This is a genomic window from Aliinostoc maniaoense (assembly GCF_058172895.1).
Genome location: NZ_CP187952.1, coordinates 2,672,188 through 2,698,399 on the forward strand (window position 1 = coordinate 2,672,188; position 26,212 = coordinate 2,698,399).

General features: G+C 40.9%; 21 protein-coding genes. 12 read left to right on the forward strand and 9 right to left on the reverse strand.

Features of this window, described 5'->3' with window-relative positions; all coding sequences use genetic code 11:
• The first annotated feature begins 16 nt into the window (after positions 1-16).
• The 6 genes from ACPZ3T_RS11795 (at position 17) to ACPZ3T_RS11820 (ending at position 6,094) form a co-directional block, all read left to right on the forward strand.
• Entirely contained in the window at positions 17-1,669 is a 1,653-nt protein-coding gene (locus tag ACPZ3T_RS11795; RefSeq protein ID WP_490276442.1) for an acyl-CoA dehydrogenase family protein, read from the forward strand.
• 203 nt (positions 1,670-1,872) lie between these two features.
• Positions 1,873-2,571 carry a Coq4 family protein gene (locus tag ACPZ3T_RS11800; protein WP_490276444.1) on the forward strand — a complete coding sequence of 233 codons (699 nt, stop codon included), beginning with the start codon at positions 1,873-1,875 and terminating at the stop codon, positions 2,569-2,571.
• Between the two features lie 103 nt (positions 2,572-2,674).
• On the forward strand, positions 2,675-3,544 hold the full coding sequence (locus tag ACPZ3T_RS11805; RefSeq protein ID WP_490276446.1) for an alpha/beta fold hydrolase: 870 nt from the start codon (positions 2,675-2,677) through the stop codon (positions 3,542-3,544).
• Positions 3,545-3,718: 174 nt separating this feature from the next.
• A complete protein-coding gene (locus ACPZ3T_RS11810) occupies positions 3,719-4,273 on the forward strand; it encodes a 1,2-dihydroxy-3-keto-5-methylthiopentene dioxygenase (RefSeq protein WP_490276448.1) in 555 nt (184 codons plus the stop codon).
• A gap of 239 nt (positions 4,274-4,512) precedes the next feature.
• A complete protein-coding gene (gene mtnB, locus ACPZ3T_RS11815; RefSeq protein ID WP_490276450.1) occupies positions 4,513-5,157 on the forward strand; it encodes a methylthioribulose 1-phosphate dehydratase in 645 nt (214 codons plus the stop codon).
• Positions 5,158-5,230: 73 nt separating this feature from the next.
• A complete protein-coding gene (locus ACPZ3T_RS11820) occupies positions 5,231-6,094 on the forward strand; it encodes an alpha/beta fold hydrolase (RefSeq protein WP_490276452.1) in 864 nt (287 codons plus the stop codon).
• Positions 6,095-6,428: 334 nt separating this feature from the next.
• Here ACPZ3T_RS11820 and purU read toward each other — a convergent pair whose 3' ends face one another.
• The 7 genes from purU to ACPZ3T_RS11855 all read right to left on the reverse strand — a co-directional run bounded on the left by purU (position 6,429) and on the right by ACPZ3T_RS11855 (position 12,524).
• On the reverse strand, positions 6,429-7,283 hold the full coding sequence (gene purU, locus ACPZ3T_RS11825; protein WP_490276454.1) for a formyltetrahydrofolate deformylase: 855 nt from the start codon (positions 7,281-7,283) through the stop codon (positions 6,429-6,431).
• 468 nt (positions 7,284-7,751) lie between these two features.
• Positions 7,752-8,372, reverse strand: a complete 621-nt coding sequence (locus ACPZ3T_RS11830) for a DUF4340 domain-containing protein (protein ID WP_490276456.1) — start codon at positions 8,370-8,372, stop codon at positions 7,752-7,754.
• Between the two features lie 213 nt (positions 8,373-8,585).
• A complete protein-coding gene (locus ACPZ3T_RS11835; RefSeq protein ID WP_490276458.1) occupies positions 8,586-8,714 on the reverse strand; it encodes a hypothetical protein in 129 nt (42 codons plus the stop codon).
• Positions 8,689-10,473, reverse strand: coding sequence for a GldG family protein (locus tag ACPZ3T_RS11840; RefSeq protein WP_490277203.1), 1,785 nt, complete (start codon positions 10,471-10,473; stop codon positions 8,689-8,691). Before ACPZ3T_RS11840 ends, ACPZ3T_RS11835 begins: the two co-directional genes overlap by 26 nt.
• A gap of 109 nt (positions 10,474-10,582) precedes the next feature.
• Positions 10,583-10,717, reverse strand: a complete 135-nt coding sequence (locus ACPZ3T_RS11845; protein ID WP_490276460.1) for a hypothetical protein — start codon at positions 10,715-10,717, stop codon at positions 10,583-10,585.
• Between the two features lies 1 nt (position 10,718).
• Complete coding sequence (locus ACPZ3T_RS11850) at positions 10,719-11,531, reverse strand: ABC transporter permease (protein ID WP_490276462.1); 813 nt, start codon at positions 11,529-11,531, stop codon at positions 10,719-10,721.
• On the reverse strand, positions 11,532-12,524 hold the full coding sequence (locus ACPZ3T_RS11855; protein ID WP_490276464.1) for an ABC transporter ATP-binding protein: 993 nt from the start codon (positions 12,522-12,524) through the stop codon (positions 11,532-11,534). It abuts the gene before it with no gap.
• A gap of 99 nt (positions 12,525-12,623) precedes the next feature.
• Here ACPZ3T_RS11855 and ACPZ3T_RS11860 point away from each other — a divergent pair, with 99 nt between their 5' ends.
• The 4 genes from ACPZ3T_RS11860 (at position 12,624) to ACPZ3T_RS11875 (ending at position 20,664) form a co-directional block, all read left to right on the forward strand.
• Complete coding sequence (locus tag ACPZ3T_RS11860; RefSeq protein WP_490276466.1) at positions 12,624-12,857, forward strand: hypothetical protein; 234 nt, start codon at positions 12,624-12,626, stop codon at positions 12,855-12,857.
• A gap of 278 nt (positions 12,858-13,135) precedes the next feature.
• Positions 13,136-16,174: an Eco57I restriction-modification methylase domain-containing protein gene (locus tag ACPZ3T_RS11865; protein ID WP_490276468.1), complete on the forward strand. Its 3,039-nt coding sequence runs from the start codon at positions 13,136-13,138 to the stop codon at positions 16,172-16,174.
• 170 nt (positions 16,175-16,344) lie between these two features.
• Complete coding sequence (locus tag ACPZ3T_RS11870; RefSeq protein WP_490276470.1) at positions 16,345-16,914, forward strand: Uma2 family endonuclease; 570 nt, start codon at positions 16,345-16,347, stop codon at positions 16,912-16,914.
• Between the two features lie 375 nt (positions 16,915-17,289).
• Positions 17,290-20,664, forward strand: a complete 3,375-nt coding sequence (locus ACPZ3T_RS11875) for a helicase-related protein (protein WP_490276472.1) — start codon at positions 17,290-17,292, stop codon at positions 20,662-20,664.
• Here the strand turns inward: ACPZ3T_RS11875 and ACPZ3T_RS11880 are convergent.
• Positions 20,659-20,856 (reverse strand): hypothetical protein, encoded by a 198-nt coding sequence (locus ACPZ3T_RS11880; RefSeq protein WP_490276474.1) that lies wholly within the window; start codon positions 20,854-20,856, stop codon positions 20,659-20,661. The two genes, ACPZ3T_RS11875 and ACPZ3T_RS11880, sit on opposite strands and share 6 nt — an antisense overlap.
• Before the next feature lie 813 nt (positions 20,857-21,669).
• On the opposite strand from ACPZ3T_RS11880, the gene ACPZ3T_RS11885 reads away from it, so the two are divergent.
• On the forward strand, positions 21,670-23,751 hold the full coding sequence (locus tag ACPZ3T_RS11885; protein WP_490276476.1) for an S-layer homology domain-containing protein: 2,082 nt from the start codon (positions 21,670-21,672) through the stop codon (positions 23,749-23,751).
• A 132-nt stretch (positions 23,752-23,883) separates the two neighbouring features.
• On the forward strand, positions 23,884-24,570 hold the full coding sequence (locus ACPZ3T_RS11890) for a hypothetical protein (protein ID WP_490276478.1): 687 nt from the start codon (positions 23,884-23,886) through the stop codon (positions 24,568-24,570).
• 325 nt (positions 24,571-24,895) lie between these two features.
• Here ACPZ3T_RS11890 and ACPZ3T_RS11895 read toward each other — a convergent pair whose 3' ends face one another.
• A complete protein-coding gene (locus tag ACPZ3T_RS11895; protein ID WP_490276480.1) occupies positions 24,896-26,179 on the reverse strand; it encodes an aspartate aminotransferase family protein in 1,284 nt (427 codons plus the stop codon).
• Positions 26,180-26,212: the final 33 nt, after the last annotated feature.

The window sequence follows — 26,212 nt, forward strand, 5'->3', positions numbered from 1 at the left end:
TAGGAGCAACAGAATTATGTTAACTAATGACTTAGCACCAAAACATAACTTGAATAACCTGATTAACCAAGCATCTCTTACACAATCAGATATAAGTAAAAACAAAGCTAATCAACTTATAGAATGGTTGCGTAATTATGCTAGTAACCGTATTAATTCCCGCTTAATTGATGAGCGTCGTTGCATACCTCCTTATATAGTCCTGGATTTTGGCAATCAGGGAATATTAGGAATGCAAGTACCGCAAGAATATGGTGGTTTAGGATTAAATACTTGTGATGCAATGCGCGTCATCGAGCAACTAGCTGGTATTGACATTACACTAGCTACTTTTGTCAGTATCAATAACTTTATGGGTATTCGCCCAATTTTAAAATCGGCAACCCCAACATTGCGCCAAGAAGTTTTACCTATACTAGCTCAAGGACGGGAACTAGCTGCCTTTGCTTTGACAGAACCAGGTGCAGGTTCAAACCCACGAGAGTTAGCCAGTATCGGTTTACCGGATGCTAAAGGCGGTTGGCGGTTGAGTGGCAAAAAGATTTGGAGTAGTACTGCTTCCTGGGCGGGTGTGATCAATACTTTTGTCAAGGTAGTTGATGCTGATCATAAACCCATAGGCATTACTGGTTTTACTCTGCGTCAGGGAACATCTGGCTTACACCATGAGCCAGAAGCAATCACAATGGGAATGCGGGGCTTTGTTAAAAATACTGTCCATTTGGATGAAGTACCTGTATCTTCTGTGAATTTGCTAGGGGAACTTGGCTCTGGTATGGCAGTAGCTCAGGATGCCATCTCAATGACAAGATTAGCAATTGGCGCGAAAAGTGTCGGCGGCATGAAACGTTGCGCCCAGTTGATTTTGCGTTATGCCACGCGCCGTGATGTTGCTACAGGTCGCTTAATTGATAATCCTTTAACTTTAGTCCGCTTAGGTAGTATTACAGCTGCAATTACAGCGTTGGAAACTTTAACCCATAGGATTGCAGAATTAATTGATCATGGATATGCTGTCCCAGGGGAAGCATATATTGCTTGCAAAACCTTGGGTGCAGAATTTCTCTGGCAAGCTGCTGATAACTTGATTCAACTTTTAGGCGGTCGCGGTTATATCGAGACTAACATTGCACCTCAAATGCTTCGAGATGCTAGAATATTCCGTATTTTTGACGGCCCGACTGAAACATTGAATATGTTTCTTGGTTCATCTTTATTGCAACCTCGAGAGGAATTACAAAACTTTTTCTGCAATAGTCTGAATGCCCCTGATGTTTGGGAAAGTTTAAAAGCCGCAATTCCACAAATTAATGCTCGTTGGTCAGAATCAATTGCACCTTTTAGTGATGTGACTGCGGCTCGACGTTGGGCGACCTTAGTAAGTGGTGAAGTGGTAAATTACGCAATTTTGCTGGCTGCTTTAGAGGGAGCGCGCAAACACCAGCCATCCGACCAATTGCATAGCCGTGCCATCGATTGGGTACAAACTCAGTTTGATATTACCCTCAAAAAAGCTCTGAATAACGAAGAACTAAAATCTGCAACCCAAACAGTCGATGCAACCACAGCACTGATATCTAGCTATGGTGAAAGCATTGGCGACTTACAACAAACTCTTCCCGACGAAGATACCTCTTTAGATGAGCTACTACACCTCTATGATCTGTAGACCGTTCAAATACCAGGCTTGATCTTTGCGTTGGTAGAGTTTATTGGTTGTCCTTTCACTCAATATATTTTATCTGAGCTACTTGCATTGTTAATTATACCTCTTGCAAAAGTCATAATTTTGCGTCTTTGCTCCTACCCTGCGGCGAAACAAAAAAAAGATAGATGCAAGAGGTCTATTGAAGGATAAAAAGGAAATATATTATGCCCAAACCTACAACAATTCTCGATGTTGATAGAACTCAATTAGTTAGTCCAGAACTTATCAAAGAACTTACTCCAGAAGTTATTAAAGGTTTGCAAACGTTCATTTCCTTTATCAACGACGGAATAACTATCGAGGGAATTTTGGAGCTTGATAATGCGTTAGCCAATCAAGAAGTTGCTGCTGCCGAGATTGCCTATGTCAAGTCTAATCCTGACATTGCTCAACTTTTTGAAGAACGATATATTGCGCCGACTCCCGATTTAGATGAATTACTCAAACTACCAGAAGATTCTTTAGGTTTTGCCTATGCCTCTTACCTGCGCGGATTAAACTTTCAGCAAGAGTTTTATCCCAAAGTCGAGGTTAAAGACGATGCCAGCTATTTTGCTTTGCGTATCCGACAAACCCATGATATTTGGCATACCGTTACTGGATGGTTTGATGAGATTGGGGGAATTAAGCTAGCAGGATTTCAGGTAGCGCAAACTCGCTCTCCACTGTTAACTATGGTCAGTGTTGGAGTCATACTAAATACCGTCAAGATGAATAAAGATATAACCCCGATTATATCTTTTCTTCAGGAAGGCTACCATGTAGGCTCTCAGGCAAAACCATTTCTAGCCCAGAAATGGGAAGAGGCTTGGGAAAAGCCCCTAGCGCAGTGGAGAGCGGAGTTAACTGTAAATGTCTGTTAACCAATCTTAGAGTTCTCTTTAGTTTGTTTTAAGGAATTAGCTCTAAAGTCTAATCCTAAGATGAAAAGGTAAGCTTGATATTTTTGAGTTTCAGGAGCATAACATGAGTTTTAACACTCAAGCAAAAAACACGCCAGAATATAAAACTGTCGAGCTACCTCAAGGGATAATTCACTACAGCGATCGCGGCGAAGGGCCAGTATTACTCTTTATACACGGTCTGCTGGTCAACGGACAACTGTGGCGTGATGTCGTACCTTTACTCACAGACAAGTTTCGCTGCATTGTCCCAGATTTACCCCTCGGCTCTCATCCTCAACCAATGCACGCTGATGCCGACTTAACTCCAGGTGGTATTGCTCGCATAGTAGCAGATTTGATTACAGCCCTGAATTTAGAGAATGTCACCTTAGTAGGTAACGATACAGGCGGTGCTATATGTCAGGTAGTCATTACCAAGTACCCCGAAAATATATCAGGTCTGGTGTTGACTAACTGTGATGCTTTTGAAGTCTTTCCACCAGCCTTTTTTAGTCCCCTCCAGTATGCTGTTCAAATACCAGGCTTTATCTTTGCATTGGCTCAGTTTATGGGTTGGCCTTTAACTCGACAGATGTTGTTTAGTCTACTGGCGCACCGACGCTTAGAACCAGAAGCAGAAAACGCATACTTTACACCATTAACAAGTTCCTCTGGGATACAAAATGATCTCACCAAAGCTATGCGTGGTGTTTCTAATAGTTACACTCTAGAAGCCGCTCGTTCTTTTAGCAATTTCAACAAGCCAGTTTTAATTGTTTGGGGTGAAAATGATCCATTCTTTAGTATGGAACTAGCTGAACGCTTGGAAAATGCCTTCCCTAATGCTCGACTAGAGCGTGTTACTAACTCTCGGACTTTCGTACCGGAAGATCAGCCTCAAGTTTTAGCCCGTTATCTGGAAATGTTTTTACCGTCTTTGAGCCAGACTTAACTAGTAATTTATAAGCTGTTAAGCATTTAATTTGCATATTAAGTCCGCAGGGGGGCAGGGAGCAGGGGGCAAGGGAGAGAGTTTGCAGCTTTTACCAGTATGAAAATGATGCAATTTAGATGACGATTAGCTTATTTCTCAAGTCTTGTCCGAGTTATTTTTTGGAGGTAAAGAATGGCAGTTCTCAAATTAGAAAATGGCACTGTCCACACTGATTTAAACGAAATTGCTCAGGAATTAGCCCCCCTGAATATTGAAATTAATCGCTGGAGTGTGACAGATACCCCAGAACTCAAAGAATTATTAGCACAGGATAGTCTCAACGAAGAGCAAAAAGAACAAGTCCTCAAAGGTGTAGATAGTTACTTTGAGCAACTCAAACAGACAGCAGGTTATCAAGCTCGTGATTTGGTTGTCCTTCATCCAGGAATACCTAATCTGAATGAATTAATGGCAAAGTTTCAGCAAATTCATACCCATGCAGATGATGAAGTCCGCTACATCATTGATGGAGAAGGAATTTTTGGCTTTGTACTTCCTGATGATAGTCAAGTAGAACTGACGGTACAACCAGAAGAATACATTAACGTCCCAGCCGGCACTGAACATTGGTTCTATCTGACATCTATAAAACGGGTGAAAGCTGTACGCTATTTCACAACTACAGAAGGTTGGACACCTGAATATACAGGGAGGAAAATTCGTATTGGGCAACCTGTACTAGTTTGATAAGGGCAGGGGGCAGGGAGCAGGGAGCAGGGGGCAGGGAGCAGGGAGCAGGGAGCAGGGGGAGACAAGGGAGACAAGGAAGACAAGGGAGACAAGGGAAAGAATTTTAGATTTTAGATTTCGGATTTTAGATTGAAATCCAATCCAAAATTTAAAATCCAAAATCCAAAATTGAATTGCCCCATGCCCAATGCCCAATGCCATGAAATTTTTAAATTTTAAATTGGGAGAGTAGCGACGTGACTAGCATCACAATAGCAGATCCTCGTTTACAACTAATTGCAAATGCCCGTTATTTTTACCAACAAGGTTGGATGCTAGGAACGGCTGGCAACCTCTCGGCTCGTCTACCTGATGGTAGTTTCTGGATTACAGCCAGTGGTAAATCTAAGGGTGAGTTATTACTTGACGATTTTGTCCGCATAGCTGCTGATGGCAGAGTAGAAGCATCAGCCTCTAACTCGCAACCTTCGGCTGAAACGTCTATTCATCAGGTAATTTATCGCCTGTTCCCAGAATCACAAGCTTGTTATCATATCCACTCAATTGAGGGGAATTTGGTTTCTCGCTTGGTAACAGGAGATAGTTTACTTTTACCACCATTAGAAATGCTCAAAGGTTTGGGAGTTTGGCAGGAAAACCCCCGTTGTGTGATGCCAATTTTTACGAATCATTTGGCAGTTTCTCAGATTGCTGCTGATATTGAACAACGCTTTACTATTTCTCCACCGCAGATACCAGCATTACTAATTCGTGATCATGGTATTACAGTTTGGGGTACTTCCGCAGAAGCGTCTCGTAATTATATTGAGTTATTAGAATACATCTTTCGTTATGTAGTCGCTGCTAGTCAGTTAGATATCAACACACACAGCGAACAATAGCTGAAGCTTTAGGGACATTGAGAGAGCATACCAACCATTAAGCTAGATATTGTTAAATTTACAGGAGAATAACATGAGTTTTGAGTCTTCAGGAAATAATGCCCCAGAGCGTAAAACTGTCCAATTATCTCAAGGAATAATTCACTATAGCGATCGCGGTCAAGGTCGAATATTACTCTTTATACACGGGCTACTAATGAACGGGCAACTGTGGCGTGATGTTGTACCTCTACTAGAAGGACAGTTTCGCTGCATTATCCCCGACTTACCCCTTGGTTCTCATCCTGAACCCATGAACCCCGACACTGACTTAACTTCCGTGGGTATTGCTGGCATAGTCGCAGATTTTATGACTGCTCTGAATTTAGAGAATGTCACCTTAATTGGCAATGATACAGGGGGTGGTATATGCCAGTTAGTCATTACAAAATATCCTGAAAAAATATCAGCTCTTATATTGACTAACTGTGACGCTTTTGAAGTCTTTCCACCAGCCTTTTTTAGTCCTCTCCAGTATGCTGTTTACATACCAGGCTTTATCTTCACATTGGCACAGATTATGCGCTTGGGTTTAGCCCGAAAAACCTTGTTTGGGCTACTTGCATACAGAACTTTAAAGCCAGAAGAAGAAGACCGATATTATGCACCTGTGATTAATTCGGCTGCTATACAAAGGGATCTCAACAAAGCTATACGTGGTATTTCCAATCGTTATACTCTAGAAGCAGCTCGTTTATTTCCCAATTTTCATCAACCAGTTTTACTTGTTTGGGGTGAAAACGACCCATTCTTTCCTATGAAACTAGGTGAACGCTTGAAAGATGCCTTCCCTAATGCTCGACTAGAACGTGTTAGCAAATGCCGTACTTTTGTAGCTGAAGATCAACCGGAATTGTTAGCACAATCAATTAGAAATTTTGCTGCTAATTTGAATTGATCAGTTTAGATATAATTGATAAAATAAACCTTTAATTGTAGTATTATATCTGACTTTTCACGGGATCTGGAAAACCCCTCTCCAAACCTCTCCCCTACAAGGAGAGAGGCTTTAAATTTCCCCCCTTCCCTACTAGGGAAGGGGGTTAGGGGGTTAGGTTTTGCGTTAACTTTTCCACATAACGTGAAAAGTCAGTATTATATTGGTGCATTACGGCTAGATATCATTTGCTCAGATGCTCAAATCCTTACATAGCCGTAACACACCCTACTAAGTTTCTTAATTACGAATTACGTTAGCGGAGCGGGGCGGGAGCATCGTTACGAATTACGAATTACCCAAATACTACAGTACGATTACCATAGACTAAAACTCGATTTTGTAAGTGTGAACGGACTGCTCTAGCTAACACCACTCGTTCTAAATCTTTACCTTTTCTAATTAAGTCTTCCACTGTATCCCGATGGCTGACTCTCACTACATCCTGCTCAATAATTGGCCCTGCATCTAATTCCGCAGTGGCATAGTGAGCCGTCGCACCGATGACTTTAACACCTCTTTCAAAAGCTCTGTGATAGGGGTTAGCACCGACAAATGCAGGTAAAAATGAGTGATGTATATTAATAATTTGTGGAAATTTTGTAATAAAATCTGGACTGACAATTTGCATATATTTAGCTAGAACTACTAAATCAATTTTGTATTGTTGCAGTAATTCTAATTGTTTAGCTTCTTGTTCTGATTTATTGTCTTTATTAATAGGAATGTGATGAAAATCAATGCCAAATTGGTCAGCAATTGGTTTTAAATTAGCATGATTACTGATAATTAAAGGAATTTCAGCAGCAATTTCTTGAGCGCGTTGTCGCCAAATTAAATCATAAAGACAATGATCTTGACGACTTACCCAAATAGCTATACGGGGGACTGTATCGGAAAAGTGGAGTTCCCATTTAGCACCTAAAGGTTGAGCAATAGCATTAAATGCAGGGCCAATTAAGTCTCGTGGTAAATTGAAACCCTTTAATTGCCACTCAATCCGGGAGAGAAATAACCCAGCCGCAAAATCTGTATGCTGGTCAGCATGAATAATATTACCACCATTGGCATAAATAAAATTGGCAATTTTTGCCACTAATCCACGTTGATCTGGACAATAAATCAATAGAGTTGCCGTAGAATCACTCATACTTTGTGTAGAAAGTTTAATAAGAATTAATTTAGTTATCTTTAAATGTAATTTGATTAATCATTATGCTTTTATACGGGTTTAACCGTAATCATAAATAATGATGATGTAATCATAAATATCAAGAGATCAATACCTGATTTGTATGCAATCTGTTGTATTGTACGGGACTTTTCTATTCCATCTTTCGCCTTTTGTTTGGATAGCCATCATATTGTACCTAGCAATGGCTTATTTTTTATTTAGACAATGGGTATTTTTATTGCTAGAAGATCAAGAGATGAGTGCTAATCAACGCTCTATATCTCGTATACTTCTGGGAATCAGTACTATAATTTGGCCAATCATCGTTCCGGTGGCTTATTTAGCATTATTGAATGTACACATAAAATATAAAAAACAGATAGCTTTTTTGATACATCAAGCGCATAACAGAATGAATGATGATGAATTGAGAAGTTGAGATTTTTATTGGTTTTGAATGGGAGTAGGTTGAGGAGTATTCGGTGTAGGCTGTTGTTCAACCTGATTTGTAGGTTGTTTCCACTCCGATAGTTCTCGATTCACTGCATTTTCAAAATCCGTAGATACCAACAGCACATTAATATTGTCATTTGTTTGGGGATTGGGGTCAACTTGGGCATAGAGAAAACTACGGTTAAAGTTAGGTTTCCCTAAGATGATTTGATGAGTTTTTTGGTTTTTTAAGTTAATAGTGATAGTTGCTTGGGGCTGATTTAAACCAAAGTCTGCGGCTTGGTTAGCTGCAATTGATACAGTCTGATTACTCTTTCCCTTGACTAATAAATCCATTAAATAAGAAACGATCGCATCATTTGCTGGTTCTGACACAGGAGACTTGAGCAACCATTTAGGGTTAGGTTGAGAGTTACGCTCTAAATTCAAGGTGAGTTTTGCAGTCTGCACCGTCAAAGACTGCACATCATCTTCCGCAAAAGAGAAAATTTGTTGTTGATTTGCCTTCGCCTCTTCTCGCTGAGTTGCACCTTGAATTTCATAGAAATAAACAAATCCTCCTAACCCCAGTGCAAGTAACACTAAAATCAAAGTTGTCTTTGGTAGTTTCATAATTAATTATTGGGAATTGGGAATTGGGCATGGGGCATGGGGCATGGGGCATGGGGGATTGGGCATGAGTTATCTTGACTCACCCAGCTTTTTAAAGCGGGGATTCAAACTGATGCTACTGTGAGGGCTGTTCGCCCTTGGCGTTCCTGAAGGGTAGCCACTCTCTGTAGCTATTTACTCATTACTCATTACTCATTACTCATTACTCATTACTCATTTAATCTCTCCCTTGTCTCCCTTGTCTCCCTTGTCTCCCCCTGCTCCTCTGCCCCCTGCCCCCTGCCCCCTGCTCCCCTGCTCCCTGCCCCCTGCCTCATCATCTCCGTTTCCACCAAATAGCAACGGCGGTGATAAACCCGATTAAGGGTAAAACTATCACAGACGCAATGGTCAGAAAGTTGGCTTGGGCGGCTGACATGGTGATGCGGCGGTTTTTTGGTTCTTTGGGGCGAATGGAGAGGGGTTGCTGATCCTGCTGACTTAACCAGGTAACTGAGTTGAGGAATACATCTCCATTTAGTTGCTGTCGGAAGATGTTGTCTGTGGCAAAGTCGGAATTGCCAATTACTACTAACCGCGATTCTTTGGTTGTTTGTTGAGGTTGCTGTTCATTTTGGGGTGTGGGTGATGTGGTGGGGGTAGGTGTGGGACTAACTTGATTTTGGGGTGTGGGTGATGTGGTGGGGGTAGGTGTGGGACTAACTTGATTTTGGGGTGTGGGTGATGCTGTGGGGGTAGGTGTGGGAGTAGCTTGGTTTTGGGGTGTGGGTGATGTGGTGGGGGTAGGTGTGGGACTAACTTGATTTTGGGGTGTGGGTGATGTTGTGGGGGTAGGTGTGGGGGTTGCTATTTTTTTACTTAAAGCAACACCTAGAGTAAGAGGCCCTTTGAGGTCTTTGTCAGGGTTAAACTCTAGTTTTTCACTTTGCAGGTCACTTTCTGCCCAGCTATCAGGATAGGGTTTAGTTTGTAGGAGAGGAGTAGACTGGACACCTGGGACTGGGGTAATTTGCAGAGGTCGAGCCAGACGGTAAAAAGAAATACCGTTACCGAAATCTTGGGTAATGGGGTGTTGTCCATAATCTCTGATGATAGGTGCAGCCGGGCCAAGTCCTACACCCGCACCGGAGACATCGACCGCTAAACGATCATCTAGACTAACGCCCCACTCTTGTAGCAAACTATTAAGGTTGGGGTTTGTGCTGGGGTCAACCATGAGTAGGACGTTACCACCACGGTTGAGGTAGTCTTGTAAAGCTTTGACTTCAGCATCAAATAGTTCCCGTTTGGGGCCAGCTACAACTACAACATCGGCATCATCAGGAACTTTGGGATTATCTGCCAGACTTAAAGGAGAACCAGTGTAATTTTTATCACTTAAACTTTGAACAGCTTGTGACATTCCCCCTTCGCCAGCAGCAATGGGATGTTCGCCATGACCTTGCAGGAAGTATACTTTAGCAGTGCGATCGCTATATATTTGTTGTAGTTTATTAGTTAACTTAATCTCTGACAGACGCTCATTAACGTTAACTGATTGTACTAATTGCCGTTTGTCACCAGATTCTAGATATACTTCTCCGTAATCTTTCACACCAAATTTTTCTGCTAATCCTGGTCTACTTTGAGGATCAACATACTCAAATTGAAATTTAGCACTTTGGCGACGATAATTTTCCAACAGTTCCCTGTCTTGGGGATTTCGAGTCACATCGAACAGCCAAATTTTCACCGGCTGCTTGAGTTTACGGACTAACTCCTGGGATTGTGGTGATAGGGTAAATAACTGCGTATCTGTTAAATCTGTACGCAACTGGTAGCGAGTCGCCATAAAGTTAATTAAGCCGATAATTACCAAGACGGCAACAGTTGCTACCAAAGCATTAGTACCCGCCTGAGTGGAACGGCGTTGCCACCATTGACTGCGTTGACTTTCCCACACTACCCATAAGACACAGATCATAATACCTGTAATGAGTAGCACTAAGGGAACAATTCCCCAACTTTCAGCCACTAACCCAGCCGTTAAACCTGCTACAGTCAAAAACGGCCCTAGTAAAAATAAATATTTCCAAAGTTGTTTTTGTTTAATGATAGTCATTTTATTTAATCTATTGGGAATAGGGAATGGGGCATGGGGCATGGGGCATTGGGCATTGGGAATGGAGTTAAACAACAAGCCCTAAAAAACCGGGTTTCTGAACAAAAGATTAAGGTTTTAAGCTGAGGGATTTGCAAGAAACCCGGTTTTTAACCGAGGTGAGTCTACCTTGTCTACCTTGTCTACCTTGTCTCCCCCTGCTCCCTGCACCCTGCTCCCGCTCCCCTGCCCCCTTGCCTCTCAAACTATTGCCGTTGAAATCTCAGTGCATCAATTGATTGTGCGGTGAGAAAGATACCTAAGAAAATATAACTGCCAAATAAGACTAAGGCACTGGTATCAAAGATGCCTTGAATTAGGGTGTTGTAATGTTTTAGCAGGGAGAAATGACCGACAATTTCTCCTAGTGAACCGCCAAGACTTTTAGCGATTAAATCTATAAATAACAGCAATATAACTAAGGCAAAAGTGAAAACAGCCGAGAGAATTGTACTATCTGTTAATGAGGAAATAAACATTCCCAAAGATAAAATTGCTGATGCTAGTAAGATTAAACCCAAATGTCCGACTAAGGGAATTGTGGGTGATAGGGGGGGATCGGAACTACTAATGGCGATCGCCTCAAATACCATTAGTGGTAAAATCAAAGTGGTAAAAAATGTCACTACCCCTAATAATTTACCGACAGCAACAGCCCAATTAGTGATGGGAGATGTGGCGAGGAGTTCTAAAGTACCGCGTTTACGTTCTTCGGCATAGAGTCCCATTGATAAAATTGGTAAAATAAATAACAATAGCCAACCCATACGGTCTAAAAAGGCTTTAATAAATTCGTAGGGGACATCAATAGGTGGGACTGGAACGTTTAATTGTTGTCCTTGTAAATCTATAAAAGCTACGGCTGGTAGAATACCCTCTGGCCCTAGCAAAATCATCACTAAGAATAAACCGCCCATCAACCAAAATACGCCAGCGATCGCATAAGCTAAAGGTGAGACAAAATAGCTTTGTAACTCTCGGCGATAAATGGCAATAATATTACTGACGATTAAACCCATTTACGCTGTTTCTCCTTCACTAGCTGCTGTTTCCTCAATTTTAGAGAAATTCTTCTCTTCTGTTGTTAGTTGCAAGAATACATCTTCGAGGGTGGCACTAACACGGCGCATTTCATGCAAACTAAATCCAGAATTGACTAAAGTTGTGGCGATGTCTTTTCCTGGTTCACTTCCTGGCTGTGACAACACCCGCAAGTATGCACGGTTTTCTCTGGGATAATTCACAGGAACGGACTCTACCAAACTAATACCGGCGATGTTTTGTAATACTTGCTTCGCCAAGGCTGCTTCTCCGTCAATTTCTATTTCATAACCTGCGCCTCCTGTCAACTGTGTCATTAAATTTTCTGGTGTATTAGTAGCGACTACTTTACCTCGATTAATAATAGTGACACGACTACAGGTCATACTCACCTCTGGCAGAATGTGAGTGGAGAGAATAATTGTATGAGTTCCAGCCAGACTTTTAATTAAATTGCGTACCTCAATAATTTGACGGGGGTCAAGTCCTACTGTCGGTTCATCTAAGATAATAGCTGGAGGATCATGAACGATCGCCTGAGCAATACCGACCCGTTGACGATATCCTTTAGATAACTTGCGAATAATCACGCGGCGTTTTTCTTGTAAATTGCAGCGTTTGATAGCGGCGTTCACCTTTGTGGGGCGATCGCCTGCTGGTATACCCTTAAGATGGGCGACAAAATGCAAAAATCCCTCCACCGTCATTTCGGGGTATAACGGCGGCGTTTCCGGTAAATAGCCAATGCGTTGACGCACCGCCAGAGAACTTTCATGAACATCAAAGCCGGCAATTTTAGCTGTACCACTACTAGCTGGGAGATAACCCGCCAAAATCCGCATAGTTGTAGTTTTCCCCGCGCCATTCGGCCCTAGAAACCCTACAATTTCCCCAGGCTCAACACTAAAAGTCACATCAGTAATAGCTGGAGTAGAACCGTAAATTTTACTGAGATGTTCAACTTCAATCATCGGTTATTTGGCGATCGCAACTTAAACTAGGGTACTTAACAATAGTGACATCTTACCGACACTCTTGATCAGTGCCAGCCTCATCGCTCACTCGTTGACGTGAAAAACTCCCCACAAGTTGCCGCAAAGTATGAAAAACTCCACCCACAAGGGGATGGAGTTTTTGGGCATGGGGAATCGGGCATGGGGCATGGGAAAGAGATCACCAATGCCCAATGCCCAATGCCCCAAGCGACGGGGCGACTATCCCTCTCCACCCGCAAGGGGATGGAGTTTCGCGTCGCTTTCGATGAAAAACAGGCGCAAAGTGTAAATTTTTCTCGAAATGAGTGATTCTGCTGAGGTGAGTATCAGAAATATAAAGTTAACTTTAAGTATAAAACTTTTAAAACTTAATATTAATAAATCGCCCTTATTTACTGTTAAGCATCACCCATAAATGCCTAACACATAAATTTAAACTTATCAAAATTTCTCACACTAATTAAACCTCCGCGTACCTCCGCGTAAACCTCCGCGTACCTCTGCGTTTAATCAAACCTTCTCCTGCTACTTCAAACAGTAGCCACACCTTGCCGTGCAGACATATCCCCAAAATCTACCCCCATATTATGTTCACCTTACAACTACAACAGTCAGTTTTAGATTCACTCCGAAATCTTAAAAGTATCGACACCCTAAAAAAACTATTTTGGAGTCAATTAAACTACGAAAGAATTAATCAACCCCTTTCGCGGCGCAAACTGACTGAAGCAGTTGCTAACGAACTGATAGAAGAACCCCTATTATTAGCATCAGGTGGGAATAATAACGCCTTTCATGTAATTTACTCACGACTAAAATCTGAAGAATTATCTAGACAAGGAGAAAGAAAAATTGTCAATCATCTTTTAAAAGAACATCCCTATGCACTATTTATATTTTCTAATAAATCTCACTCTCGCTGGCACTTTCTCAACGTCAAATACGATAACACCCTCCAAAAACGGAAACTTTTCCGTCGTATTACCATTGGAGAAGACGAACAATTACGCACCGCCTCAGAAATCATCAGTCGCTTAGATTTAGAAGATATTCCCGCTAATGCCTCACCATTAGAAATTCAAACACGCCATGATAAAGAATTTGATGTTGAAGCTGTCACCCAAGAATTTTTTAACACATATCGCCAAATATTTGAGAAAGTTGAGGAATTAATTCTAGGAATTGGTGGTAATGAGCGTAAACGGTTATTTACCCAAAAATTATTTAACCGTTTAATGTTTATCGCCTTTATTCAGAAAAAAGGGTGGTTAAAATTCCAAGGTAAGACAGATTATTTATCAGTCTTATGGGAAGATTATCAAGATCATCATACTAATGCAACTGCAAATTTTTATCGAGATAGACTATCACACCTATTTTTTGCAGGCTTAAATAATGCTCAACAAGCTGATGTTATTGGTATAAATAATGGTGGATTTCTTAAAAACTTAATTGGCAATGTACCATATCTTAATGGTGGTTTATTTGAGCAAGATGCAGATGATAATAATCCCCAAATTATCATTCCCGATGAATGTATAGATGCTATTTTACATGATCTATTTCAACGCTTTGCATTCACCGTAACCGAGAGTACACCGCTAGATGTAGATGTAGCAGTTGACCCAGAAATGTTAGGTAAAGTATTTGAAGAACTCGTCACAGGAAGACATGAATCGGGTAGTTATTATACACCAAAACCGATAGTTTCATTTATGTGTCGGGAAGCATTGAAGGGGTATTTAAAAACAGCAGTTCCAGGGGAATCTAGTGATGCAATATCCCAATATATTGATGAACATATTCCTGATGATATCACCAACTCAGGTGAAATATTTGATGCCCTGCGTCGCGTCCGATGCTGTGATTTAGCTTGTGGGAGTGGTGCATATTTATTAGGAATGTTGCACGAGTTATTAGATTTGCGTAACTGTTTATTTGCTAGTAAGAAAATTGGTACTGACAGTACATATAATAGCAAGTTAGAAATTATTGAAAATAATCTGTATGGTGTAGATATTGATATCTTTGCGGTGAATATTGCTAGGCTACGGCTATGGTTATCATTGGCGGTAGATTATGAAGGTGAACAACCGAAACCTTTGCCTAATCTTAAATATAAAATTGAAGTTGGTGATAGTTTAATTGCACCTAGTCCTACAACTACAGGTGTGATTAGACATGAATTTATTAATCAGTATCGGCAAAAGAAAGCTGAATATATGCGGACTCATGAAGGAGGTAAAAAGCAGAGTTTAGAAAAGGAAATTAACGAGTTAAAGACTCAAATTAGGTTATTCAGTTATGGGAATAGTCAAGCATCAGTAGGTTTTGATTGGGCGGTAGAATTTGCAGAAGTTTTCGCAGATGGTGGTTTTGATATTGTAGTAGCAAATCCGCCTTATGTGAGACAGGAATTAATTAAGCATCTCAAGCCAACATTAAAAAAAATATACGCCGATATTTATACAGGAACAGCAGATTTATATTGTTTCTTTTATGCGCGTGCATTGCATCTTTTAAAATCTGGTGGGATGTTAGCTTTTATTTCATCTAATAAATGGTTTCGTGCTAAATATGGTGAGAAGTTGAGGAAACACATCGCTGATACTTGTCACGTTCACAGCATCACCGATTTTGGAGATTTACCTGTTTTTAAAAGTGCAACAGCATACCCAATGATTTTTATAGCGCAAAGTGGCAAGATAGAAAGTGACTCATCTATTTTTACTACAGTTAAATCATTAGAATTTCCCTATCCTGATATTCTGGAATTAATGCGAAATAAGGGACAAAAATTGCATTCTACATCTATCAATGGTTCAAATTGGATACTAGCGGATACTTCTTGTGCTAACCGATTGAAAAAGATGGAAGAAGCAGGTGTTACATTGGGGGAGTATATCACAAGAAAAATTTATAGAGGCGTACTCACTGGATTCAATGAAGCATTTGTTATTAATAGTACAAAACGAGCAGAATTAATCTCTGAAGATCCAAATAGTGCTGAAATTATTAAACCTCTAATAGAAGGAAAAGATATTCGTAAGTGGTATATTGCACATCAGGATAGGTGGTTGATATTTACAAAGCGGGGCATTAATATAAATGCCTATCCAGCTATAAAAGCACATTTGACTAAATGGCGTGTTCAATTAGAGCCAAAACCTCAAAACTTATGTTCCAATGAAAAATGGCTAGGTCGAAAATCCGGGTCATATAAATGGTATGAAATACAAGATAATATTGCTTATTATTTGGAATTTAATAAACCTAAAATTGTTTATCAAGAAATTGCAACATATCAATCTTTTGCTTTAGATTGTACTGGTAGCTTTGTTAATAATAAAGTTTTTATAATTCCGACTGATGATTTATATTTATTTGGAGTATTTAACTCTTCTTTATCCTGGGAATATTTACAAAACACGTGTTCAAAGTTATCAGGTGGTGCTTTAGCGATGCAGACTCCTTACGTAACTAAAATTCCCATACCCATTGCTTCCACAACAGAAAAAGAAACCATATCTCAACTAGTCCAAAAATGCCTAGATGCAAAAGGCGTAAACTGCGAAACCTGGGAAAAAGAAATAGACGAAAGAGTAGCCGCCCTTTACGGACTATAAAATGTCAAACAATGTAAATTAAGTTCGTAGTAAGGGCTTTAGCCCTTCCCTCTTCCCCTAACATCTCAAAGAGAGGACTAAAGTCCTCACTACAAACTCTTACCCCAACACAGAAAATCGAACCTTGAGTTTCCTACACATAATAGAGAAAAGACTAACAAAGTGAAATCATGTACTCACCCATAAACCTCTTCACCATCGAAGAATACCTAGAACTAGAAAAATCCAGCGAAACCCGTCACGAATACCTAGGCGGACAAATATTCGCCATGTCTGGCGGTAGCAAAGAACACAACATAATCACTCTCAATATTGCCAGTAGAATACGTTCCCATCTGCGGGGTAGTTCCTGTAGCGTCTTCATGGCTGACATGAAAATCAGACTCAAACTAGCCAATGAAACCAAAAACCTATTTTACTATCCAGATGTCACCGTCACCTGCGACCCAGAAGACAAAGACCGCTTTTACTTAAACTCTCCCTGCTTAATTATCGAAGTTCTATCACCCAGCACAGAACTAACAGACAGGAGAGAAAAACTTGTCAATTACCGTACATTACACAGCTTACAAGAATATGTATTAGTTTCCCAAGATGAAATCAAAATTGAAGTCTACCGCCAAGATACTCAAGGGAATTGGACACTAGAAATATTAAATCAGGGAGACGAATTAAAATTAAATTCAATAGGATTAATCCTCACAATGCCTGAAATTTACGAAGATGTCATCAATATATAAGGTGCGTTACAGCTTACTATTTTACTTATGCCCATACATGACATTATAGACAATCGCCAGTTACAAAAAATTGTAGGTTGGGTTGACGCAAGGAAACCCAACACCAACATCTATATTGAGTGTCCGAGATCAATGTTGGGTTGCGCTCCGCTTAACCCAACCTACATTTAATGCACTGCGCCTCTGCGTGATCAAAATCCTATGCCCATACATGACATTATAGATAATCGCCAGTTACAAAAAATTGTAGGTTGGGTTGACGCAAGGAAACCCAACACCAACATCTATATTGAGTGTCCGAGATCAATGTTGGGTTGCGCTCCGCTTAACCCAACCTACATTTAATGCACTGCGCCTCTGCGTGATCAAAATCCTATGCCTATACATGACATTATAGATAATCGCCAACAAAAATTACTAGACCAAATCAACTGTATTCTCACATCATCATCATCTGCACATTTCGCAGTTGGTTACTTCTTCCTTTCCGGCTTCACCGCCATAGCAGAACAACTAACAAACATCCAAGAACTACGCTTATTAATTGGCAATACCACCAACAATGAAACCATCGAACAAATTGCCCAAGGATATCGCCGACTAGAATTAATTGCCGATAAAATTGAAGCCCAAAACTATCCCAAACGGACACAATTACAACAGATAACTAACAATACAGCCGCCAATATCCGTTCTAGTATAGAACTAATGGATCAAACAGATACAGCCGAGATACTAGTAAAAAATCTCGTGCAGATGATTGCCGAAAAACGGCTTCATGTCCGCGTTTACACCAAAGGAACTTTACACGCCAAAGCCTATATATTTGACTACGGTACTGTCTATGATAGCCAAGGTAGACCCCTAGCACGCACTGAAAAAGGTATTGCAATTGTTGGTTCATCTAATCTTACCCTCTCTGGTATTACTCACAATACCGAACTCAATGTCATTATTCACGGTAACGACAACCATACAGAATTAACTAATTGGTTTAATGAACTATGGCACGAAGCCGAAGATTTTAATGCAGCCTTAATGCAAGAAATGCAAACATCTTGGGCTGTTGCTTCAGTTAGTCCCTATGATGTTTATATGAAAACTCTGTATTGTTTAGTCAAAGATCGTTTAGAAGATACAGAACCGAAAGATTTAATTTTAGAAGACAACGAAATTACTAAACAATTAGCAGAGTTCCAAAAAGTTGCTGTTAATCATGCAGTGCAGAACATTAGAGACTATGGCGGCACTTTTGTTGCTGATGTTGTCGGACTCGGTAAAAGCTTTATTGGGGCTGCAATTGTCAAACGGTTTGAACAAACAGAACGCGCCAGAACATTAATTATTTGTCCCGCACCGCTAACAGAAATGTGGGAAAGGTATAACGAAGTTTATCAATTAAACGCCCGCATTTTGTCGATGGGAATTTTAAAAGAAGACGAAGAAAGCGGTTTTAAACTTTTATTAGAAGACTTCAAATATAAAGACAGAGACTTTGTGTTAATAGACGAAAGCCATAACTTACGCAATCATACAACTCAACGCTATAAAGTAGTAGAAGCATTCTTAGCCGCAGGTAAACGTTGCTGTTTATTAACCGCCACACCCCGCAACAAAACCGCTTGGGATATCTACCATCAATTAAAACTATTCCATCAAGATGATAAAACTGATTTACCCATAGATCCCCCTGATTTAAAAGAATACTTTCAGTTAGTAGAAAAAGGGGTAAAAAAATTACCAGAATTACTCTCTCATATCCTAATTCGCCGTACCCGCAACCATATTTTACGCTTTTATGGTTTTGATGCTCAAACTCACCAACCTGTAGACTCAAGCAACTTTCGAGAATACTTAGATGGAAACCGACGCGCTTACGTTTTAGTTGGTGGCAAGGGACGATTTTTCCCCAAACGGGAATTAGAAACGATAGAGTACAGCATCGAAGACACCTATCAAGGACTCTATCAAGAATTACGTCAATATATAGGCAAATCTCGCAAGCGTCAACTCCTCAAACCACCAACCAACGAACTTAGCTATGCCCGTTATGGGTTGTGGAACTATGTTTTAAAAGATAAACAAAAACAAGAACCATATAATACATTACAACGTGCTGGCGCAAATCTGCGGGGACTGATGCGAGTGCTATTATTTAAACGGTTTGAATCTAGTGTTTATGCGTTTAAAGCAACTATCACAAAATTATTGTTAGCCCATGAACGCTTTTTGAATGCTATAACGCAAGGATTTATTCCCGCCGGAGAAGAAGCGCAAACATTGCTATCAGAAGATTATAACCAAGCGGAAGAACAAGATTTAATGGAGGCATTACAGCAAGTTTCTGGCAAATATGACCTCACAGATTTTAATGCTGAGAAATTACAACAGCATATCTTACATGATATCAAACTCCTAAAAAAAATTATAGCATTAGTTGCACCAATTACTGCCGATAAAGATACTAAATTACAAACTCTGATGCAGTGGTTAGCCAAACCCGGAATTAAAACTAAAAAAATCCTAATTTTTACTCAATATGCAGATACAGCCAAATATTTAGCCGAAAATTTAAATCCAGATAATCAACAAAGTGATATTGCTGTAATTTATAGCGGAAACAGTAAAAATAAAGTCAGTCTAGTAGGAAGATTTGCCCCCAAAGCCAATCAAGAATATAAATTTAAACCAGGAGAATCAGAAATTAATACCCTGATTGCTACAGATATTTTAGCAGAAGGCTTAAACCTCCAAGATGGTGATTTAATTATCAATTATGACTTGCATTGGAATCCAGTCCGATTAATTCAACGGTTTGGGAGAATTGATAGAATTGGTAGTGAGAAAGATATTATTTATGGATATAACTTTTTACCGGAATTGGGTATTGAGCGTAATTTAGGTTTAAAGCAAAAACTCAAAAATAGGATTCAAGAAATTCATGATACTATCGGTGAAGATGCTGCTATTCTTGACCAAACCGAGACACTGAACGAAGAAGCAATGTATGCCATTTACGACCAACAAAATGGTAAACAGTTGAGCCTTTGGGCAATACCCGAAGAAGATGAATTTTTAGATTTAAATGAAGCGGAAGAAATTCTTAGGAAATTACAAAAAGATCATCCTGAAGAATTTGAGCGCATTGCTAATTTACCGCATGGAATACGTACAGCTAAATTTTCTCTTTCATCTAAAGGTACATTCATTTTTTGTGAAGCATCTGATCCCAATAGGCCAGATATCAAAGGTTATCAACAGTTATTTTTGGTAGATCATAACGGCAAGATTATTTCTAGAGATATTCCGCGAATTTTAGGCACAATCAAATCAGATGTTGAAGATGAAACCTATAAATTACCAAAAAATCATAATTCTGTAGTCATGGCTATCAAAGATCAATTTGCCGAAGAAGTTAAACATCGTCAATCAGAACGGCAATATAATCAGCGTTTAACTCAGGGGCAAAGATATATTTTAAGGGAACTAAGAATCTTTTTTAAATCTCTAAAAAATGAAGATTTAAAAGCTCAAGTCAATATTTTAGAAAGTGTGTTTCGCAACCCTCTAACTCAAGCTATTCATCGAGAGTTAAATAGTTTACGCCGTAATAGTTTCACAGGGGAGAATTTATTTAATCAACTAGTGCAGATTTACCGACAACATAATATGCAGGAATGGAATAATAATCATCTGCCAGTATTATCAGAGCCAATACCGATGATTGTTTGTAGTCAAGCACTTTTATAAAATTCGTAATTCGTAATACCCTACGGGAAGGCTAAAGCCTACGTAATTCGTAATTCCGCTACGCGGAAGCAATCTACTAGCTAAATCAGTTAATGCTTGAATCGCTTTAGTGTTAGATTGAATCAGGTTTTCTAAGTTTTCGGAATCACTCATCAAAGTCCTCGCGCCGTGGAAGCCCCTGGCTTTAGACATGGGGGTAAGGCGCATCTGATTTTAATCAGAGTCACATTATCGCCTTGGGGTTGTTGCATTCGGTGTACCTTTGTTTTGTACTTTCAACAGGACAGTTACCGTTTCAAATTTGACAACCCTGTACGCATAATGTTTTGCTCCAAAGAGCCTCCCTTACGGGGTAATGTTAGCTTCGACAATGTTAGAGGTCGGTGAGGCAGTGTGCAGAACAGGGGGTTTCCCCCATGAACAACTGCCGAACCCCGGAGGGGTAACTATCCAAACGACACTGGTTTAACCCCTTTAAGCCTGTTTAATCGTTCGGTTCTAGAGCAGAGGACTAGCTTCGCATCCCCTGGTAGGTCTTTAACTCTTGCCTCTAACGTAGTTCAGTTAAGAACTTAGTCTGGTCAGATTAGGGCTTTTTCAAGCCCCCGGCTTTAGCCGTGGGGTTTCTGACATCGGTATTTGGTCACTAATATAAATTATGCCAAATGAGTTGGTAAATGGGTTGGTAATACCGTTTCTTGATGTAGCTTGCCTGGCGTAGCCATAGATGCACTTTATTCTGTACTGTAGAGACGTTGCATGCAACGTCTCTACATCATTTATTTGGCTTCATAGAGAATTGGTATAAGGTGCGTCAGCATGAAAAGGTTATGGTTATAGTTAGCTTTTGTCGAAGTGACGCACCCTACATACATTATTTTATAAATTCGTAATTACAAGCCTTGTTCCCAGTCCCCTGTCCCCTGTTCCCTGTCCCCTATTCCCTATTTCCCGGCAATGTTGTTTTATCATGATGTCATTTAAACAATTATTGCTTAATGATCAATGGTGAACACTAACCCCATTGCTACACTTTATGTCAACCCTCTAACGGGTAAAGATACTAACTCTGGTTCACGCACCAGTCCATTTAAAACGCTGACTCGTGCTTTAAAGGTGAGTTCGCCGGCAATTATTCAGTTGGCGACGGGGAACTATAACACTGGAAATCAAGAGGTGTTTCCCCTAATAGTGCCGTCAGGGGTGACGGTGGTGGGGAATGAAGCTACTAAAGGTGCGGGAATCGTAATTTCTGGGAGTGGGGAATATCAAAGTTCCAGCTTTGGGGTGCAGAATGTCACCTTAGTTTTATTAAATCAAGCTAGTCTCAGGGGTGTGACTGTGACTAACCCTGTAGCTAAGGGAACTGGAGTTTGGATTGAATCTACAGCCGCCTATATAGCAAATAATACCTTGACTAACTGCGGTCGAGAGGGTGTATTTACTAGTGGTACAGCCAAAGCCTCGATTGTAGATAATGTGTTTGTGCAGAATGCTGCCAGTGGGATGTTTATGGCACGCAATAGCAAAGGGGAGGTATTACGGAATGTGTTACAAAAAAATCCTTTAGGTATAGTTATTAGTGATTTTGCTGCGCCTATTATTACCCATAATAAATTTTCTGATCATCGCACAGCGATCGCTCTAGCTCGTAATGCTCGGCCTGTGTTACGTCATAATTTGATGATTAAAAATAGTCAAGGTGGTTTACTTGTCAACGAGAACGCTGTCCCGGATTTGGGTAATACTCAAGATATTGGCGGGAATATTTTTAGTGATAATGGGGAATTTGATATTCAAAACAACTCGACACAAGCTTTGATGTCTGTAGGGAATCAGTTAAATCCTACCCAAGTCAAGGGAAAGGTGAATTTTCCCGTAGCTATTATAGATAACCCCATCCAATCAGCCAACACGAGTTTAATTGATATTGCTGGGCATTGGGCGGCGGAGTTTGTGGAAGCATTAGTGAATAAAGGCTTGATTAGTGGTTTTCCTGACGGCACTTTTGCTCCCAATGCACCCATCACCCGCGCTCAATATGCCGCGATAATTGCCAAAACTTTTAATCTGCCCACGAAAAATCAATCAACCCAATTTAAAGATGTGAAATCTGACTTTTGGGCAGCCGCAGCCATTACCAAAGCCGCTCAAATGGGTTTTATGAGTGGCTTTCCTGATGGGACATTTCGACCAGGACAAAATTTAACTAAGGTACAGGCGATAGTTTCAGTCGTCAATGGTTTGCAACTGAGTGGCGGTAATCCTCATGTCTTAAGTGTATATGACGATCGCGCCCAAATTCCCAGTTATGCTACCAATGCGATCGCTACTGCCACAGCCAAACAATTAGTAGTAAATTATCCCCAAACTGAGGAACTGCAACCCCTGCGAGATATTACTCGCGCCGAGGTAGCTAGTTTAATTTATCAAGCTTTAGTGACAAACAAAGAAGAAAAAGCGATCGCTTCACCTTATATTGTTCGTGTTGATGTAGCCTTACCCACCTTCACCGACTTAGGGGGACATTGGGCAGAACCATTCATTGTTGCCTTAGCTGAGATGGGGATCACCCACGGGTTTGCTGATGGCAGTTACCAGCCCAATAAACCTATGACTCGCGCCCAATATGCGGCTTTAGTGGCGGGTGCATTCAACCCCACACCCAAAAGAGCCGCTACAGAGTTTGTAGACGTACCTAAACAATTTTGGGCTTATCAGGCATTACAAATTGCCACTAGTGGGGGCTTTGTCAGTGGTTTTAGCGATCGCACTTTTCGCCCAGATCAAAATGTCCAGAGGCTACAGGTGATTGTTTCCTTAGTCAATGGACTTGCCCTCACAGCAACTAATAATGATACTTTCACCTATACTGACAGTAATACAATTCCTGAATATGCTCGTAAGGCTGTCATCACTGCCACCCAACAAAGCATCATTGTTAACTACCCCAACCCCAAATTACTAGCACCCACCAGGGAAGCAACCAGGGCAGAAGTAGCGGCAATGGTTTATCAAGCCTTAGTAGCAATTCAACGCGCGCCAAGTATTAATTCAGCCTATATAATTTCGACAGTTGACAATTGACCAAGTAAAATGAGAGACACCGCTTATTAGCTTGGAAACTATTGGTAACAAATCCTACAGTTCCCTTAAGATGAGCTTCCCAGATGTACTGGGTAGATCATCTCCACCTCTTGCCACCAGCCAAAATTTCTCATGTCACAATCATTACCAATCACTTGTGCTAATTTGGCGATCGCCCTATTAATTCACTATAGTTTTGACCTCAGTGGCTACAGTGCTAGTGAGTTAGTTCATCGTTGGCGCAAACAATACCCAGCAGATTGGCTACATTTGGCAGTGATTGAAGCCCTATATCAAGGACGTTATAAAGGCATTTCCGTACAGCAAATTTTGGCGTTTTGGTTACGGCGAGGACAGGTGATCTATCATTTCAATATGGAATTTGAACGCCTGATTTGTAGCCAATTTCCCAGCACGTTAACGGCTGCTACTACTATGGCTTTAAATTTCAATACCCAACCAAAGGAGCTTGAGCCAGTCTTAGTGGCATCCCCCCCAGTGGACAATGGTGAGGACGATAGCCAGCCCAGCCATTCAATTCAACTGATGAAGATTAGAGAGCCAGAAGCTATCACTCAACAAGCAACACAACCAGCACCGAAACTTTTAGCTGCTTCTAGGGTAGGTGCAGCTACCAGCGATGTTCAACCCCGGCTAGGGACTGTAGAAACATTGAGTCAAAAGACAAATAATTTATCCGTAACTGTCAATCGTCCCCCAATTGGCCAGTTTACCCCGGCTAAAAGCGATCGCTCCGAATCATTTACTTCCAAGCTGAAAGCCATGTCTGGGGAGCAATTATCGAAAAATGGAATCTAAAGATAAGTAATGAGTAATGAGTAATGAGTAATGAGTAATGAGTTTTGAGTAATGAGTTTTGAGTAATGAGTTTTGAGTTTTGAGTAATGAGTTTTGAGTAATGAGTAATGAGTAATGAGTTTTGAGTAATGAGTAATGAGTAATGAGTAATGAGTTTTGAGTAATGAGTTTTGAGTAATGAGTTTTGAGTAATGAGTAATGAGTTTTGAGTAGGGTGTGTTACGGCTATGTCAGGATTTGAGGGTTTTACCAAATGATATCTAGCCGTAACGCACCGTATAATGTTGGTGCGTTACGCGTTGCTTGAACGCACCCTACACCCTGATTACGCTGTAACTGTTGCTAAGGCTTTCTCTACAGCTTGCAAGGCGGTATTAATTTCTGCCTCACTGACAATTAATGGCGGCACAAAGCGCACCACTTTAGGCCCGGCTGGTACGAGTAATAAGCCTTCGCTCATGGCAGCTTTGACAACTTCCGGTGCAGTTAACTGGATATCTGCTGATAATTCCATGCCGTTAATTAAACCCCAACCGCGCACTTCGGTTATATGATGGGGATATTTAGCAGCGATCGCTCTTAATCCAGTCCGTAATTGTTCGCCTCGCTCCTCGACATTCTGTAACAGATTTTCTCTTTCCAAGGTTTGGCATACGCTTAACGCCACCCCACACACAAAAGGATTACCGCCAAAGGTGCTGGCGTGTTCTCCTGGTTGGAACACATCACAGAATTTTTTACTCATCATTGCGCCAATCGGAATACCACCACCCAAACCTTTGGCACTGGTGAAAATATCCGGTTCAACTCCCAGATGTTCATAACCCCAGAGTTTACCACTGCGTCCCATCCCCACTTGCACTTCGTCGAACATCAACAAAATGCCAATTTCATCGCAGATTTGCCGCAGTTTTTGGAAGTATTCTACATCTCCGGGACGTACTCCCCCTTCCCCTTGTAACGGTTCGATCAAAATAGCCGCAACGCGATAATCACCCTCGTCTAACTCAGTTACTGCACTTTCAACAGCACTGATATCGTTATAGGGGACGTAATGAAATCCCGGTACGAGAGGATCAAAGTATTTTTGATACTTCGGTTGTCCTGTGGCGGTAATGGTTGCCAAAGTCCGACCGTGGAAGCTGGCGTTAGCTGTTAAGATAATAGGCTTGTCAATTTCTAAAACTGTATGGGCATATTTACGCGCCAATTTAATGGCAGCTTCGTTGGCTTCTGCACCAGAGTTGCAAAAAAATACGCGATCGGCGCAAGAATGTTGAATAATCCATTGGGCTAATTCCCCTTGTTCGGGAATATAGTACAAATTAGAAACATGATGCAGCTTTTGAATTTGCCGTGTTACCGCTTCTATCATGGCGGGGTGGGCGTGTCCGAGGGTGCAAGTAGCAATCCCGGCAACAAAATCTAGATATTCTTTGCCCTGGGTATCCCAAACCCTGCATCCTGCACCCCGTTCTAGGGCAATGGGAAACCGGGCATAGGTAGACATCACAGCTGAGTCAAAGCTGTCTGTACTAAAGGGGTTAGATGCAGCAACACCTGAGTCTGGGGGGTTTGTGCCTTGCTCAAGTAGAGTTTGTAGGCTCACTACCTCTCCTCCTAAAAATTTTTCATTGTAAAC

Excerpts from the sequence above, each read along its gene's own strand:
- ACPZ3T_RS11795 (WP_490276442.1), top strand. The coding sequence starts at position 17 with ATGTTAACTAATGACTTAGCACCAAAACATAACTTGAATAACCTGATT.
- ACPZ3T_RS11800 (WP_490276444.1), top strand. The coding sequence starts at position 1,873 with ATGCCCAAACCTACAACAATTCTCGATGTTGATAGAACTCAATTAGTT.
- ACPZ3T_RS11805 (WP_490276446.1), top strand. The coding sequence starts at position 2,675 with ATGAGTTTTAACACTCAAGCAAAAAACACGCCAGAATATAAAACTGTC.
- ACPZ3T_RS11810 (WP_490276448.1), top strand. The coding sequence starts at position 3,719 with ATGGCAGTTCTCAAATTAGAAAATGGCACTGTCCACACTGATTTAAAC.
- ACPZ3T_RS11820 (WP_490276452.1), top strand. The coding sequence starts at position 5,231 with ATGAGTTTTGAGTCTTCAGGAAATAATGCCCCAGAGCGTAAAACTGTC.
- purU (WP_490276454.1), bottom strand. The coding sequence starts at position 7,283 with ATGAGTGATTCTACGGCAACTCTATTGATTTATTGTCCAGATCAACGT.
- ACPZ3T_RS11830 (WP_490276456.1), bottom strand. The coding sequence starts at position 8,372 with ATGAAACTACCAAAGACAACTTTGATTTTAGTGTTACTTGCACTGGGG.
- ACPZ3T_RS11840 (WP_490277203.1), bottom strand. The coding sequence starts at position 10,473 with ATGACTATCATTAAACAAAAACAACTTTGGAAATATTTATTTTTACTA.
- ACPZ3T_RS11850 (WP_490276462.1), bottom strand. The coding sequence starts at position 11,531 with ATGGGTTTAATCGTCAGTAATATTATTGCCATTTATCGCCGAGAGTTA.
- ACPZ3T_RS11855 (WP_490276464.1), bottom strand. The coding sequence starts at position 12,524 with ATGATTGAAGTTGAACATCTCAGTAAAATTTACGGTTCTACTCCAGCT.
- ACPZ3T_RS11865 (WP_490276468.1), top strand. The coding sequence starts at position 13,136 with ATGTTCACCTTACAACTACAACAGTCAGTTTTAGATTCACTCCGAAAT.
- ACPZ3T_RS11870 (WP_490276470.1), top strand. The coding sequence starts at position 16,345 with ATGTACTCACCCATAAACCTCTTCACCATCGAAGAATACCTAGAACTA.
- ACPZ3T_RS11875 (WP_490276472.1), top strand. The coding sequence starts at position 17,290 with ATGCCTATACATGACATTATAGATAATCGCCAACAAAAATTACTAGAC.
- ACPZ3T_RS11880 (WP_490276474.1), bottom strand. The coding sequence starts at position 20,856 with ATGTCTAAAGCCAGGGGCTTCCACGGCGCGAGGACTTTGATGAGTGAT.
- ACPZ3T_RS11885 (WP_490276476.1), top strand. The coding sequence starts at position 21,670 with ATGGTGAACACTAACCCCATTGCTACACTTTATGTCAACCCTCTAACG.
- ACPZ3T_RS11890 (WP_490276478.1), top strand. The coding sequence starts at position 23,884 with ATGTCACAATCATTACCAATCACTTGTGCTAATTTGGCGATCGCCCTA.